Source organism: Hyphomonas chukchiensis (assembly GCF_000682695.1).
GTDB lineage: Bacteria > Pseudomonadota > Alphaproteobacteria > Caulobacterales > Hyphomonadaceae > Hyphomonas > Hyphomonas chukchiensis.
Genome location: NZ_AWFG01000052.1, coordinates 70,446 through 85,044 on the forward strand (window position 1 = coordinate 70,446; position 14,599 = coordinate 85,044).

The window sequence follows — 14,599 nt, forward strand, 5'->3', positions numbered from 1 at the left end:
GCGCAGACCTCTAGGACACAAAGCCATTGTTGATCGAAATTTGCGTCTGCACCTTCCGCCGTCCATCCTTGGCCGACGCGCTCCAATCATTGGGCAAGCAAGTCCTGCCTGAACGGGCCACGCTGCGCATCATTGTCGCCGACAATGATGAAACGCCTTCAGCGCAAGACATGGTGACCCGCGTCGCTCAGGATCTGCCCTTCCCCCTCCACTATGTGCACGCTCCCAGCCGGAACATCTCGCTGGCCCGCAATGCCTGTCTGGACGCCGCCAAGGGCGAGTTCCTGGCCTTTATAGATGATGACGAAGTCGCTCCGCCGACCTGGATTGCAGACCTCTACACCCTAATCGCTCAAGGCCCTTATGACGCGGTCTTTGGCCCCGCCATGGCGGAATATCCCGACACCGCCCCCGACTGGATCAAGCAGGCCGATTATCACTCAAACGTGCCGACGCGCCGAAACGGCGCGGTCCAGACCGGCCATACCTGCAATGCCCTCATCCGGACCAATGCCCCCTCCTTCGCGGGCCAGCGCTTCCTGCTGGAGAAGGGCCGCACCGGCGGTGAGGATACCGAATTCTTCTTCCGGGCCTGGCGCGCGGGCGGCCATTTTGCCATCTCCGAGGACGCAAAAGTCTACGAGCCCGTTGACCCGGCCCGCCTCAACTTTCGCTGGATTGCCAAGCGCAAGTTCCGGTCCGGAATCACATACGGCCGCCTCGAAAGAGGAAGATTGTCCCTCGCCAAGGCGGCCGCATCATTGTGCGCGACAATCCTGAAGATTGCCTACTGTCTGCTACGCGCCCTGCTGGCAGTCTTTTCCAGCACGAAGCGCAATTTCTGGCTCCTGAGAGCCGTATTCCATGCGGGCGTCATCACATCCATCCTGTCCGTCAAGGAACAGGAACTCTACGGATAACGCCCGAAAGGATCGGGTCTGAAGGCTATTCAGCCGCCATGGGAACGTCCACAGTCGAGAGTTCGGTGTAGCGCTTCAGGTGGTGGTCGACGTTGCCGAACTCGGCATCGATCATGGTCAGACGCTTGAAGTAATGGCCGACAGCCATCTCGTCCGTCATGCCCATGCCGCCGTGGATCTGGATCGCCTGCTGGCCGACAAAACGTCCGCCCTGGCCGATCCGCACCTTGGCCGCGGATGCCGCTTTCTTGCGGGTCACTTCATCTTCGTCGAGTTTCAGCGTGGCCATATAGGTCATCGAAACCGACTGTTCGTGCTCCATGAACATGTCGACCATACGGTGCTGCAGCACCTGGAACTTGCCGATGGCCGTACCGAACTGTTTCCGGTTACGCGAGTACTCAACCGTCATGGCGTGCGCGACTTTCATCGCACCGCAGGCTTCTGCGCAGAGGGCAGCAATTGCCTCGTCCGCAACCAGCTCCACAAGCGGCAAGCCATTGTCGACTTCGCCGATCACGGCATCTGCGCTGACAGCCACGTTTTCGAAATAGACTTCCGACGCCCGGCGGCCATCGACCGTCGGATAATCACGCGTCGAAACGCCTTTGGCATCCTTGGCAACGACGAACACGGTCACACCCTTGGCATCGCGGCGATCGCCCGATGTGCGGGCTGTCACGACGAAATGCGTGGCCCATGGTGCGCCGATAACGACCGCTTTGTGACCGTTCAGGACGAAGCCCGAGCCATCTTTCTTTGCGGTGGTTTCGAGGTCGGCCAAGTTATAACGGCCGCGTGGCTCTGCATAAGCAAACGCAAAGATCGCCTCGCCCGACATGATGCCGCCGAGATACTCGGCCTTTTGCGCATCGTTGCCGCGCTTCAGGAAGCCGCCGCCGCACACAACGCTCGGCAGGTAGGGCTCGACCACGAGGCCTTTGCCGAATTCTTCCATGACAACCATGGCGTCGATCGGGCCGCCACCAAGGCCGCCGTCTTCTTCGCTGAAAGGCGCCATCAGCAGGCCGAGTTCGGCAAACTGGGCCCACATTTCCGGACGCCAGCCGTCCTTCGACGCCACGACCTTGCGGCGCGTGTCGAAGTCATACTGCTCCCGGATCAGCCTCGAGAGGCTGTCGCGGATCATGGTTTGCTCTTCGGTGAAATTGAAATCCATAAAGTTTTCTCCCTGCCCCGTGTGCCTTAAAGGCCCAGGATCATTTTGCTGATGATGCCGCGCTGAATTTCGTTCGATCCGCCATAGATCGACGTCTTGCGCATGTTGAAATACGTCTCTGCCACGAAGTGCGAGTGGTCAGGGCCAACGCCCAGCTCATTCGAACCATCGGACTCCATGCCAGCCGTGTAAGGCTCGGCATAATTGCCCACCGCTTCAAGTGTGAGCTCGGTCAGGCGCTGCTGGATCTCCGTGCCCTTGATCTTGAGGATCGAGCTTTCAGGACCAGGACCCTTGCCGGCCGATTCTGCAGCAAGTGTGCGCAGTTCGGTGAATTCCAGCGCCGTCAGGTCGATCTCGAGCTGGCTGATCTTGCGGGCAAATTCATTCGTCTGAATCAGCGGTTCGCCATCAACAAGCTCGGTGCTTGCAATCGCGCGCAGCTTCTCGACGCCGCGCTTCGAACGGGCAACGCCTGCAATGCCGGAACGCTCGTGAGCGAGCAGGAACTTGGCGCATGTCCAGCCTTCGTTTTCCTTGCCGACAAGATTTTCGACAGGCACGCGAACGTCCGTCAGCCAGACTTCGTTTACTTCGTGGCCGCCATCGAGCAGCTTGATCGGGCGCACTTCAACGCCTGGCGTTTTCATGTCGACGAGGATGAAGCTGATACCTTCCTGTGGCTTCGCAGCCGTCGGGTCGGTACGGCAGAGGAAGAAGCCCCAGTCAGCGAACTGGGCCAGAGTTGTCCAGGTCTTCTGGCCGTTGATGACCCATTCGTCGCCGTCGCGGACAGCCGTGGTTTTCACGCTGGCAAGGTCAGACCCCGCACCCGGCTCGGAATAGCCCTGACACCACCACACATCACCAGAGAGGATTCCCGGCAAGTGCTTTTGCTTCTGCTCTTCCGTTCCGAATGTGTAGATAACCGGCGCCACCATCGCCATGCCGAACGGAAGCGGCATGATGGCGTCAACGCGTGCATTCTCTTCAGACCAGATGTAGCGCTGCGTCGAGGTCCAGCCGGTGCCGCCATATTTCTTCGGCCATGCGGCTGCAGACCAGCCCTTCTTGCCGAGAATCTTGTGCCAGGCGAGAAATTGCTCGCGGGTCAGGTCTTCGCGCGTGCCGACGCCTGCGAGTTCCTTGGGATAATTTTCGGCGATGAAGGCGCGGACTTCATCGCGAAAGGCGATTTCCTCGGGGGAAAATTCAAGGTTCATGGGTGGACGACTCCTCCGGACAATTTTTGAGTGGGGTGACTTGAACCCTCTATGTCAGTCAAATGTGGCCCGTGGCAAGGTTACGCGCACGTAAACGTAAACTTTGCCGCAGCTTTTCGCTGCATTTTCGCAAACTAACCATGCAAAATTAGGAGGCGGCGGGTTCCGCAATGAACGGCGCACAGGCCGTTTTGAGAAGGCCGATGGCCGACGCTGAGCCGAGTCCGCCGCCCGTCTGGAACTCCAGCTGCATTAGCGGGCGCAGGCCAAGGCGCTCAAGCGCCGCCTCATGCGCGGGGCGTTGCGTGCTATGAGAGGCCATACAATGACTAATGGCGGTCGGGTCGATGGCATGCACCACACCTGCCGCAATCGTCGTCGCGAAGCCGTCCAGCACGACGGGCACGCCTTCGTGCCGCGCCGCGATAATGGCGCCCACGCAGGCCGCAAGCTCGCGGCCGCCAAGGCACCGCAAAGCCTCCAGCGGGTCTGACAGGTGCCCCCGGTGCAGGGTCAGGGCGCGACTCACAAGCTCACTCCGGCGTTTGGAAATGGCTGGCGGTGTATGGTTGCTGGGCCGCACCCAGTAATCCGGCGAACCGCCATAAAGCGCGCAGGCGACAGCCGCCGCCGCAGTCCCGACACCCGCACCAGACACGGCAAGCGCCAGCAGGTCCGGCTTGTCCTCGATGGCCTCAAAGCCAAAGGCGATGGTTGCGGCGCATTCGCGCTCAGACATGGCTGCCGTCTCGGCAATGCTCGGCGTGGGGCGGTCCAGCGCCAGCTCGAACACCCGGATATTGGCGCCAGCCTGGGTCGCGATGGCCGATAGCGGGGCCTTGCCCTCGCGCAGCGCATCAACATGCGCGCGGGTATCGACATCGCTCGACAGCGACACGCCCTCGTCCACAAGTCCGTGTGAACCGGCAAAGATCGCCAGAACAGGTTGCTCGATGCGCGGCGGGTAGCGACGCTGCCAGTTGGCCAGCCATTCAGCCGCTTCACCCAGGCGACCGAAATCGCCCTCGCGCCCCATGGTCAGCAGCGCCTCGCGCACTTTCCTGCCCGGCTCGGTATCAAGCGGAATCCGCTTCAGAACGAGCGCACGAACATCATCAAGCGGCGCCGAGGAATTGGCAGGGTCAGTCACGTCAGTAAGTCTCCCGGTCCCGCGCAAATGGGGACAGTGCGAATCTATCAGAGAAAACGGCTATTGCACGACAAGGATTTGTTACCTTGAAGCATGGCATACTTGCCCATTCTGCTCCATGAATTACGCTGTATATTGATGACCGACCAACCAATAAAGACCCCATGTATCAAAGTCTGCGCAATCGACGCCTCAACAGGGTGGTGTCTCGGTTGCGGGCGCACCCTGCCCGAGATTGGCGGATGGATGGCCATGGGCGGCATTTCGCGCGATCTGGTGATGGAGTCGCTGCCGGAGCGCATCTCGAAACTCCAGGCGATGGGAAAGCGCTGAGCGTGCGCGGCTGGGTCGCCAACATGGTCTCGATGGTCGCCGCAGCCGCCATGATTGCGGCCGGGGTCGTTATTTTCATCGTGCCAAAGCTGCAGGAAAAGCACGACGCCTCTGAAATGCCGGTCGTCGCCAGCGCCGTCGTCTCGGCTCCGCGGGCAGCCTTTGACAATGCCGCCATTATCGACCGCGAGCGCGACGGCCACTATTGGACCCGCGCCGATGTCGACGGCACAGCCGTCAAATTCATGGTCGACACCGGCGCGAGCACGGTGGCCATCACCTTCCGGGATGCCCAGCGCATCGGCCTGAAACCGGAAGAGCTTGACTTCAAATGGGAAATTCGCACCGCGGGCGGCGTTGTCCACGGTGCAGCGGTCACGCTGGAAAAAATCAGCATCGGTCGGGTCGAGGTCGACAATGTCGAAGCCATGGTCCTGCGCGAGGGGCTCGATCAGTCGCTGCTCGGCATGACCTTCCTCGGCGAGCTCTACTCCTACGAGTTCCGCAAGAGCCAGCTTGTCATACGCCAGTGACGGGCTTGCCATCCTTGCCGACACCAATACCGATTTCCCAGGCAAACCGCCCGTCCTCACCGGCCCAGCGGGCATAGGCCACGCGGCCCTCAAGGCCCGCCGCATTCATAAGGTCACGATACCAGTGCGCCTCGCCGGCGTTCAGCTTCTGCGGATGCACACCCCACAGCAGGCAGGCCTGCCGCAAGCGCTGGTCATCGAGCGACCCATAGAGAATCGGTGCCGCGCCTCGAACGCGGGAGAATCGGGCCAGCCGGTCAAAGGCGCCCGTTCGCAGCGCCAGCGCCGACGCGCCTTCGGCTTCCGCCATTGCCTGTGCTGTGCGGGCGACAACATCGACCGCACTCTCATCCTCGCAATCCCCATCGAACTGCTCGATCGACCGGCGATAGTCCTCGGCATTCTCCGTCGCGCGGATAATCCGGGACATGATCGCAACCGCCGTGGCCGGGTGGCGGCCCACGGCTGTCTCCGCTGACAACATCACGGCGTCGGCGCCCTGATAGATCGCCGTCGCCACGTCGCTGGCCTCGGCCCGTGTCGGCGCCGCATTCTCGATCATGGATTCCAGCATCTGCGTCGCCACGATCACCGGACGCCCCGCCGCCCGCGCCGCCCGCACAATGCGCCGCTGAATGACGGGCACTTCCTCCGGCGCAAACTCCACGCCCAAATCGCCCCGCGCCACCATGACGGCATCCGCAGCCTCGACAATCGCCAGCAGATTCGTGATCGCCGCCGGCTTTTCGAGTTTCGCCACCAGGGGCGCCCGTCCCGCAATGATGGCTTTCGCCTCCATCACGTCCTCAACCGTCTGCACGAACGAGAGCGCGACGAGATCCACGCCGATTTCCAGCGCAAAGGCAAGATCGCGGCGATCCTTGTCCGTCAGCGCCTGCACCGGCAGCGCCTTGCCACGGACTGTAAAGCCCTTCTTGTCGCCCAGCTTCCCTGGCACTTCAGCCCGTACGCGCGGCTTGTCACCAGCCTGCGTCACCGTCAGGATCAGCTTGCCGTCATCGACGAGAATGGTGTCGCCCTCTTCCAGCATCGCCACGATCTCGACATGCGGCACCGGGATCGTATCGTCCCGGTCGGTGCTCTCCGCAGCGATCAGGTCATATTCCGTCCGGAAGCCCAGCCGCATCGTCCCGCCGGGAAAGCTGCCGACACGTACCTTGGGGCCCTGCATGTCGGCCAGTACAGCGAGCGGCTGGCCCGTGGCTGCCTCTGCCGCCCGTACCGCTTCAAGCGCCTCGAGATGCGCCTCATGTGCGCCATGACTGAAATTCAGCCGGAAGACATCGACGCCGGCTTCCGCCAGCGCGCGGATTTCCTTGCGCGAGAGACTGCCCGGCCCGAGTGTGGCAACAATCTTGGCATTCTCACCGCGTAGTCGGTTCTGGCCCATTCTTCATCTCCCCTGCCGCACGGTGCGCTGATTACGTCATATGCGACTCGTGGCTGGTCCACCAGTAGCGATGATAGCGCAAACATTTATGTCAGGCGACACCATCTGCCAGAACGGCCAGCGGATCGTAATTGAGAATGGGCGCAAGCCAGCGCTCCGCCGTCCGCATGTCCCAGCCCTTGCGGCGCGCATAGTCCTCGACCTGGTCCCGCTCGATGCGGCCGACAGCAAAGTAGACGCTTTCGGGATGGGCAAAATACATGCCCGACACGCTCGATGCAGGCGTCATGGCGAAGCTGGATGTCAGCGAGACGCCAATCTGGTTTTCGGTATCCAGCAGCTTGAACAGCGTCGCCTTTTCCGTGTGCTCCGGCTGGCTCGGATAACCGGGCGCCGGGCGGATACCGCGGTACTTCTCTTCGATCAGGTCCTGCGGGTTCAGGCCCTCATCCGGCGCATAGGCCCACAGCTCCTTGCGGACACGCTCGTGCATATACTCGGCCATGGCCTCGGCAAAGCGGTCAGCGAGTGCCTTCACCATGATCGAGGAATAATCGTCACCCTTTTCCGCAAAGTCCGCCGCGATGGCTTCAACCTGCGGACCAGCCGTGACACAGAAGCCGCCAATCCAGTCCTCGCCTTCAGGGGCGACAAAGTCCGAGAGCGCGAAGTTCGCCCGCGTGTTGTCCTTCACCATCTGCTGGCGCAGCGTGTGGAACACGTCGCCTGTTTCGAGACGGATATCGTCAACGTCGCCATTTGCTTTCCAGAACCCGACAACCGCCTTCGGCTGGAACCACGCTTCGCCAACAAGGCGCTGCATCATCGCCTCGGTATCCCGCCACAAGCCGCTCGCCGCCTCACCGACCACCTTGTCCGTCAGGATCGCCGGATACTTGCCCGCCAGATCCCAGGCCGAAAAGTAAGGCGTCCAGTCGATGTAGCGCGCCAGCGTGGCCAGATCGATGTCGTCAAACGTCCTCACGCCGGAATAGGTCGGCACCGGGCGCTCATAGGCATCCCAGTCGATTTTCATGGCGGCTGCACGCGCCTCGGCCAGCGGCAGGCGCGGCTTGGGCGGGCCATCCTTGCGGGCGTCCCGCATGCGCTGGTAGCGCGCCTTGGTCTGCGCCAGGAAACCGGGCTTGTCCGTCTCGCTCAGCAATGTGCTCACCACACCCACGGCCCGGCTCGCATCGGACACATGGATGACGGGGGCGCACTGGATCGCCGGCTCGACCTTCACCGCCGTGTGGGCCGGGCTCGTCGTCGCCCCGCCGATCATCAGCGGTTGCGTCATGCCGCGCCGCTGCATCTCGGAAGCCACATAGACCATCTCGTCCAGGCTTGGCGTAATCAGGCCCGACAGGCCGATGATATCAACGTTCTGCTCAATGGCCGTGTCGAGAATTTTCTCAGCCGCAACCATCACGCCCAGGTCGATAATCTCGTATCCGTTACAGGCCAGCACAACGCCTACAATATTCTTGCCAATGTCGTGCACATCGCCCTTCACGGTCGCCATCAGCACCTTGCCATTGGACACATCGACCGTCCCGAGACGGATCTTTTCTTCCTCGAGATAGGGCTCGAGATAGGCCACAGCCGCCTTCATCACGCGGGCCGATTTCACCACCTGCGGCAGGAACATCTTGCCGGATCCGAACAGGTCACCGACCACGTTCATGCCGTCCATCAATGGCCCTTCGATCACATGCAGTGGGCGCTCGAAAGACTGGCGCGCCTCTTCGGTGTCCACCTCGATGAACTCCGTGATGCCGTGGACAAGGCTATGCTCCAGACGCTTGGCTACAGGTGCCTCACGCCAACGCGTGTCCTTCTCCTGAACCTTGCCCTTCTGGCCGCGATATGTCTCGGCAATGTCGACAAGGCGTTCTGTCGCTTCAGGGTTCCGGTTGAGGATCACGTCCTCGACGGCGTCGCGCAGCGCAGGCTCGATATCGTCATAGATGTCCAGCTGGCCGGCATTGACGATGCCCATGTCCATGCCCGCGGGGATCGCATAATACAGGAACACCGAGTGCATCGCCCGGCGTACCGGCTCATTGCCCCGAAAGCTGAACGACACGTTCGAAAGCCCGCCCGAGATATGACAACCGGGGCACGTCTCGCGGATCACCTTGGCAGCCTCGATAAAGTCCACCGCGTAATTGTTGTGCTCCTCGATCCCCGTCGCCACCGCGAAAATGTTCGGATCAAAGATGATGTCTTCAGCCGGGAAGCCGACCTCTTCGGTCAGTATCTTGTAGGCCCGCTGGCAAATCTCGATCTTGCGCGCCGCCGTATCGGCCTGCCCGTCTTCATCGAAGGCCATCACAACCACGGCCGCTCCATAGGCGAGACACGCCCTGGCATGCTTGCGGAAAATCTCCTCGCCCTCTTTCATCGAGATCGAGTTGACGACCGCCTTGCCCTGCACGCATTTCAGGCCGGCCTCGATCACTTCCCATTTCGAGCTGTCGATCATCACCGGTACGCGCGCAATGTCCGGTTCGGCGGCGATCAGGTTCAGGAACGTCCGCATGGCCTCGGCGCCGTCGAGCATGCCCTCGTCCATGTTCACGTCGATGATCTGCGCGCCATTCTCGACCTGGTTGCGCGCCACTTCCACTGCGTCGGCGTAGCGCCCCTCGGTGATCATCTTCCGGAACACGGCAGAGCCGGTCACGTTCGTGCGTTCGCCGATATTGATAAAGCGGGTGGAGGCAGATGAAGTCATTTGCGGGTGCGTCCCCTGTCGAGCGGCCAGTTGCCGTCCGGAATGTCAGTGAAGCCCTCTGCGGGCTGATTGTACCAGTAGATCCAGGCCTGCTCGCCGGTCGGCGCGCCCTGGTCATCCAGCAGCGGAATTTTCTGTCTTGTATAGAGCGACGTATCCGGGTCGTCCGTGACGTCCTCGAATGCATCCATCGCACCGATGATTGAAATATCGTCCAGCGCGTAGCGCACGCCATGGCAAAGCTGCTCGCCGTCCACCACGCCCGGAAAGCCGCCAAGATCCAGCAACCTTCCGCGAAACCGGCAGGCGCCGAGAAACTTGCCCGACGCTTCCAGCGGCAGGTCTGACGGCATGCCCGCAGCGCCCTGCTTCAGCAGGCCATAGAACACGAACAGGTCGCCTTTTTTGACCGTTCCGCCCGTCATGACGCCAGCACGAAGGGTTCCAGGCCCGCAAGGCGCATGTCGTGCGAGGTCGGCGCAGGGTCACGCGGCTTCAGGCCAGCCGTCGCCTTGGCAATCGCCGCGATATGCTCCGGTGTCGTGCCACAGCAGCCACCGAGGATGTTGACGATCCCGTCCTTCGCCCAGCCGCCCACAGAGCCCGATGTCTGGCCCGGCGTCTCGTCATACTGGCCCATCTCGTTCGGCAGGCCGGCATTCGGATAGGCCGCCACCAGCGTATCGGCAATCCGCGACAGCGACGCGATGTGCGGCCGCATCAGGTCCGCCCCGAGCGCGCAATTGAACCCGATGGCAAACGGCTTGGCATGCCGCACCGAATTCCAGAACGCCTCGACCGTCTGGCCAGACAGCGTACGCCCCGACCGGTCAGTAATTGTTCCCGAAATCCAGATCGGCAGTTTCTCCATGCCCTCTTCTTCAAGGTCCATGATCGCCTTGATCGCGGCCTTGCAGTTCAGCGTGTCGGTAATCGTCTCGATCAGGTAGAGGTCCACCCCGCCTTCGTTCAGCGCCTGAACCTGCATCCGGTAGGCCTCATAGACCTCATCGAACGTCACCGAGCGATGGCCCGGGTCGTTCACGTCCGACGACATGGACAGCATCTTGTTCAACGGTCCGATCGAGCCGGCAGCAAAGCGTGGCTTGTCCGGCGTCTTCGCCGTCCATTCATCGGCTGCCGCCCGTGCCAGTTTCGCACCTTCCAGATTGATGTCGCGCACGGCCTCCGCATCGAGCTTGTAATCGTCCTGCGCAATCGTCGTCGCCGAGAACGTGTTCGTCTCGGAAATATCGGCGCCGGCCGCATAATAGGCGTTGTGCAGGTCAGTCACGATATCCGGCCGGGTGAGGCACAGGATGTCATTATTGCCCTTCATCTGCCCCTCATGGCCAATGAAGCGCTCACCGAGGAAATCGGCCTCGTCGAGCCCCCGCCGCTGGATCATCACACCCCACGACCCATCGAGGATCAGGATGCGCTCCTTGGCGGCGGCTTTCAGTGCGGCGATGCGGTCTTTGCGTGTCATGTCAGGGCCTCATGCAGCCTGTGCAGGCTTGGGTTTCATGCCGAGCAGGCGGCAGGTCGACAGCGCCAGTCCCGCCCGGTTCAGCGTGTAGAAGTGAAAGTCGCTGACGCCTTCATCGGCCAGCTTGTGGCACAGTTCGGCGGCCACAGTCGCCGTTACAAGGTCTCGTGTCTCATCATCGCTGTCGAGCCCGTCATACAGCCGGTCGAGCCAGGCAGGAATTGTCGCCTGCACCATGCCAGCCATGCGCTTGAGGCCGGCAAAGTTCGGCTGCAGCATGATCCCTGGCACGAGCGGCATGGTGATGCCCTTCGCGCGCGCTTTTTCGACAAAGCGCAGGTAAGTGTCCGGTTCGAAGAAGAATTGCGTGATCGCCCGCTTGGCGCCTGCATCCTGCTTCGCCTTCAGGAAGGCGAGGTCTTCGTCCCAGCCCCGGCTGTTCGGGTGGGGCTCCGGGTAGCACGACACCGATATCTCGAACTTGCCAGCCTCGGAGAGCGCTTCGATCAGCTCCACCGAATTGGCAAAGCCATCGGGATGAGGCGCAAAAGCGGCGCCCATGCCTTCGGGCGGATCGCCGCGCAGGGCCACGATATGGTGCACGCCCGCCGCTGCATAGGAATCGGCTACGTCCAGCACTTCCGCCTTCGTCGCCGACACGCAGGTCAGGTGCGCCGCCGGGCGCAGCGCCGTGTCACTGGCAATTCGTTTCACCGTGTCATGCGTGCGCTCACGCGTGGACCCGCCGGCGCCATAGGTCACAGACACAAATTCCGGCGCCATAGGCTCCAGCCGCTGCACGGTCTCCCACAGGCGCGCCGCCATGGCTTCGCTCTTGGGCGGGAAGAACTCGAACGATACGGACGGCGCCGCATGCTTCTGACGGTTGGCAATCGAAAGACTGCTCATGCTTTGGCCTCCTCGGGCAGGGCCGCCTTTTCGGCGACCCAGATATTGACCACCAGTCCCGGGCCAGTGGCCTCGGGCGGCGCGAAGGAAGCGGGCGCGGACAGCTTCAGCTGCGCATCCTGGGCCCAGGCTTCCATATTGTCGTTCCGCATGCCCAACCGGTGGTGACCATGCTCGGACCGCAGGAACTCCAGATCATGGGCGGCAAAATCGACCACCAGCAGGCGCCCGCCGGGTTTCAGCACGCGGCTCGCCTCGGCAATCACCCTCCCCGGCGCATCCATGAAGTGCAGCACCTGGTGAATGATGACGAGATCGGCTGAGGCATCCTCAAACGGCGCGGATGTAACATCGCCCTGGCGCACACGGGCGCCCGTGATGCCCGCCCGCTCAAGATTTGCCCGGGCCACGGTCAGCATCTGGTGGCTGAGGTCGATACCTTCGGCCTCGCGCGCCAGCGGCGCAAAAAGCGCCAGCATCCGGCCTGTCCCCGTACCGAAGTCCACGACCCGCTCGAACGGGCCGGGTCCGGCAAGCTCCAGCAGCGCCGCTTCAATGGCCTCATTCGGATAGTGAAGCGACCGGATCGTGTCCCATGTACCGGCCAATTCGGAAAAGTAAGACTCCGCCGAGGCCGCGCGCAGGGCCGTCACTTCCTCAAGCTGCTGCGAATCGCGCTGCAATGTCGGCGAATCGACCGCAATCTGCTCGAATAGGGAATCGAGAAAGGCGCGCCCCTCCCCTCGACTGGCCGCGCGATAGAAAACAAACGAGCCCTCTGGCATACGTTCAACCAGTCCCGCACTCGTCAGGGCCTTCAGATGATGAGACAATCGGGGCTGGGACTGCGCCAGGACCTGCACAAGCTCGCCGACTGACAAATCCCTGCCGCGCAGAAGCGCAAGTATCCGCAAGCGCGTCGGTTCGCCCGCCGCGCGCAGCCGGTCCAGAGTGGGAACGAGATCAGACTTCATATCAGTATATAAACATGGGTTTATATGTTCTGCAATAAACATTTCATGTGTTCATGCAGAATGAATTTACCAAACTGTGTGTTGATGGAGCGGTTTCGAATTACCATTCTAATAATCCAACCTAACCTCCCAGAGGGCTTTCCTCATGCAAATACGTTTCCTTGGCGCCGCCCTGACACTGGGTTTGGGCGCCTGCGCTTCGACACCACCGCCAGAGCCAGGCATGATTGCCGACCCGTATGAGGGGTTCAACCGGCAGATGTTCGCCTTCAATAATGGCGTCGATCGCTACGCCCTCGCCCCTGCTGCCAACGTATACGAGACGGTCACGCCCTCGTTCGCACGCGATCGCGTCGGGGATTTCCTTGCCAACCTGAAATCGCCCGTCATCTTCGTGAATGACGTGCTGCAAGCTCAGCCTGGACGCGCAAGCGACACGTTCTTCCGCTTCACCCTCAACACCACGATCGGGCTCGTCGGCCTCTGGGACGCGGCGCACTATTTCGGTCTTGAGGGCCACACGGAAGACTTTGGCCAGACGCTCGCTGTTTGGGGCGTCGACAGCGGCCCTTACCTGGTGATGCCCATCCTTGGCCCGACAAATCCCCGCGATCTTCTCGGAAGCGGCGTCGATGTGGCGTTCGATCCGCTGAACTGGACCGAATTCGAAGGCCAACCCGATCTCGACGACCAGATCGCCATGGGCCGCCGCGTCCTGGGCGCCCTCAATGCACGCGTTGAGTTCGACGATCAGATCAAGACCCTGAACGAGCAGCCCGAGCCCTACATTGCCCTTCGTCGGATCTATTCATCTCAGCGTCAGGCAGACATCCGTAATGGTAAGCCGGTCGATGACGCAGATGCGTACGAAGATCTCCCTGATTTTGACTAATTTGGGACCTAACAGGACGCTTACGAAAAGCAGGAGCAGCCGCTTGAAACGCATGACAACAATAGGTCTGGCCCTGGTCGGATTGACCCTGAGCGCATTGCCTGCAGCAGCAGACGCAAAAACCGAAGCCTATGTCCAGACCAATGCAAGCGAAGTCCTGGCAACGCTGAACGACCCTGCGCTGACCGCTGACCAGCGGACCAAGGCCTTCAGCGTGTATATGGACAAGTTCACCGACCTCGACGCGGTGTCCAATTTCGTGATCGGCAAGTATAGCCGCCGCTTCACGGATGCAGAGCTTGCCGCCTATCGCAAGGCGTTCCGCGACTACGCGCTCGCCGTTTACGAGAACCAGCTCGATGACTATCGCGGCAAGGAAGTCATCGTGAAGGATTCCGTTGACCGTTCAGCCACCGATTCCATCGTGAATACGGTCATCAAGCGCCAGGACGGCAAGGATATGGATGTTCGCTGGCGCGTTCTTTATCGCGACGGCAAGTATCAGGTCGTCGACGTTGCCCTCAATCTCGACGGAAATCTGATCTGGCTTGGTATAGAACAGCGGGCACAATTTATTGCCTTGCTGGACCGTTCGAATGGATCGGCTGAAGTATTAATCAAAAAGATTGAAAGCATGACAGCTGACCTGAAAGCGTCAAAACGCACCTAAAATCTGTTAAACTTTATACGTTTCAGTGCATTAAGTGGCATTTCCGGCAAAAATTCGCGATTTGGTCATATACTTGGGCTATCATTCGGGCATTGAATGGTCAGGGTGGCGTTTACTTTGATATAGCCAGCTTGGCCCGTTTCCTGCACACCCCGGGGGTGAATTTCCGGATGGG

At 61.2% G+C, this 14,599-nt stretch carries 14 protein-coding genes; 5 read left to right on the top strand and 9 right to left on the bottom strand.

The annotated features are described in order from the left end of the window. The first annotated feature begins 26 nt into the window (after positions 1 to 26). Positions 27 to 920, top strand: coding sequence for a glycosyltransferase family 2 protein (locus HY30_RS14460; RefSeq protein ID WP_034742151.1), 894 nt, complete (start codon positions 27 to 29; stop codon positions 918 to 920). Between the two features lie 25 nt (positions 921 to 945). Here HY30_RS14460 and HY30_RS14465 read toward each other — a convergent pair whose 3' ends face one another. From HY30_RS14465 to HY30_RS14475, 3 genes are all read right to left on the bottom strand, one after another. Continuing rightward, entirely contained in the window at positions 946 to 2,100 is a 1,155-nt protein-coding gene (locus HY30_RS14465) for an acyl-CoA dehydrogenase family protein (RefSeq protein ID WP_034742154.1), read from the bottom strand. 26 nt (positions 2,101 to 2,126) lie between these two features. Continuing rightward, entirely contained in the window at positions 2,127 to 3,323 is a 1,197-nt protein-coding gene (locus tag HY30_RS14470; RefSeq protein ID WP_034742157.1) for an acyl-CoA dehydrogenase family protein, read from the bottom strand. A 148-nt stretch (positions 3,324 to 3,471) separates the two neighbouring features. After that, on the bottom strand, positions 3,472 to 4,473 hold the full coding sequence (locus tag HY30_RS14475; RefSeq protein ID WP_034742160.1) for a nicotinate-nucleotide--dimethylbenzimidazole phosphoribosyltransferase: 1,002 nt from the start codon (positions 4,471 to 4,473) through the stop codon (positions 3,472 to 3,474). A 138-nt stretch (positions 4,474 to 4,611) separates the two neighbouring features. On the opposite strand from HY30_RS14475, the gene HY30_RS19785 reads away from it, so the two are divergent. Beyond that, a complete protein-coding gene (locus HY30_RS19785; RefSeq protein ID WP_034742512.1) occupies positions 4,612 to 4,806 on the top strand; it encodes a DUF1289 domain-containing protein in 195 nt (64 codons plus the stop codon). Positions 4,807 to 4,808: 2 nt separating this feature from the next. After that, positions 4,809 to 5,339: a retropepsin-like aspartic protease family protein gene (locus tag HY30_RS14485; RefSeq protein WP_051615522.1), complete on the top strand. Its 531-nt coding sequence runs from the start codon at positions 4,809 to 4,811 to the stop codon at positions 5,337 to 5,339. Here HY30_RS14485 and pyk read toward each other — a convergent pair. The 6 genes from pyk to HY30_RS14515 all read right to left on the bottom strand — a co-directional run bounded on the left by pyk (position 5,326) and on the right by HY30_RS14515 (position 12,862). Then, positions 5,326 to 6,750, bottom strand: coding sequence for a pyruvate kinase (pyk, locus tag HY30_RS14490; RefSeq protein ID WP_034742163.1), 1,425 nt, complete (start codon positions 6,748 to 6,750; stop codon positions 5,326 to 5,328). The two genes, HY30_RS14485 and pyk, sit on opposite strands and share 14 nt — an antisense overlap. A gap of 91 nt (positions 6,751 to 6,841) precedes the next feature. Beyond that, a complete protein-coding gene (gene metH, locus HY30_RS14495; protein ID WP_051615523.1) occupies positions 6,842 to 9,490 on the bottom strand; it encodes a methionine synthase in 2,649 nt (882 codons plus the stop codon). Next, positions 9,487 to 9,915 (bottom strand): gamma-glutamylcyclotransferase family protein, encoded by a 429-nt coding sequence (locus HY30_RS14500; protein ID WP_034742166.1) that lies wholly within the window; start codon positions 9,913 to 9,915, stop codon positions 9,487 to 9,489. Before HY30_RS14500 ends, metH begins: the two co-directional genes overlap by 4 nt. Further along, a complete protein-coding gene (locus HY30_RS14505) occupies positions 9,912 to 10,979 on the bottom strand; it encodes a homocysteine S-methyltransferase family protein (protein ID WP_034742169.1) in 1,068 nt (355 codons plus the stop codon). The genes HY30_RS14500 and HY30_RS14505 overlap by 4 nt, the downstream gene beginning before the upstream one ends. Positions 10,980 to 10,988: 9 nt before the next feature. Further along, entirely contained in the window at positions 10,989 to 11,888 is a 900-nt protein-coding gene (gene metF / locus HY30_RS14510; protein ID WP_034742172.1) for a methylenetetrahydrofolate reductase [NAD(P)H], read from the bottom strand. Beyond that, on the bottom strand, positions 11,885 to 12,862 hold the full coding sequence (locus HY30_RS14515; RefSeq protein ID WP_034742175.1) for an ArsR/SmtB family transcription factor: 978 nt from the start codon (positions 12,860 to 12,862) through the stop codon (positions 11,885 to 11,887). Before HY30_RS14515 ends, metF begins: the two co-directional genes overlap by 4 nt. 145 nt (positions 12,863 to 13,007) lie before the next feature. Here HY30_RS14515 and HY30_RS14520 point away from each other — a divergent pair, with 145 nt between their 5' ends. Beyond that, positions 13,008 to 13,754, top strand: a complete 747-nt coding sequence (locus tag HY30_RS14520) for an MlaA family lipoprotein (protein ID WP_034742178.1) — start codon at positions 13,008 to 13,010, stop codon at positions 13,752 to 13,754. A gap of 52 nt (positions 13,755 to 13,806) precedes the next feature. Beyond that, positions 13,807 to 14,424 carry an MlaC/ttg2D family ABC transporter substrate-binding protein gene (locus HY30_RS14525; RefSeq protein WP_034742182.1) on the top strand — a complete coding sequence of 206 codons (618 nt, stop codon included), beginning with the start codon at positions 13,807 to 13,809 and terminating at the stop codon, positions 14,422 to 14,424. Positions 14,425 to 14,599 lie beyond the last annotated feature (175 nt).